We start from the raw sequence: 353 nt of genomic DNA, 5'->3' as shown, positions 1-353 counted from the left end.
AGTTTGCATCGTGGTACTGCGCAGGATGGTGAGCTTACCAAAATTGGTAGTCACAACTTGCTGATGGTAAATACGCATGTGGCTCACGACTGTGTGATTGGCGATCACAATGTATTGGCCAATAACGTCGGCGTAGCTGGTCATGTAACCATTGGCGATCATACGATAATTGGTGGTAACTCAGGTATTCATCAGTTTTGTACCGTTGATGACTATAGCTTGGTCGGTGGTGCCAGTTTGATTTTGAAGGATGTGGCCGCTTTTACCATGGTATCAGGCAATCCAGCAAAGGCACATGGTCTCAATGTCGAAGGAATGCGCCGAAAAGACTGGTCTAAGCACACGATTGATAC

1 protein-coding gene is annotated in these 353 nt (G+C 46.5%); it reads left to right on the top strand.

Annotation, left to right across the window (positions count from 1 at the left end; translation table 11 throughout):
* Positions 1-353, top strand: a 353-nt coding sequence (locus tag AAEZ03_RS26315) for an acyl-ACP--UDP-N-acetylglucosamine O-acyltransferase family protein (protein ID WP_502947957.1), incomplete at both ends; no start/stop codon positions are given.

The organism is Pseudomonas sp. HY2-MNA-CIBAN-0224 (genome assembly GCF_040310285.1).
GTDB lineage: Bacteria > Pseudomonadota > Gammaproteobacteria > Pseudomonadales > Pseudomonadaceae > Aquipseudomonas > Aquipseudomonas helleri.
Note: the sequence above shows the minus strand (reverse complement) of the source record. Positions and strands in the feature narration are given on the sequence as shown.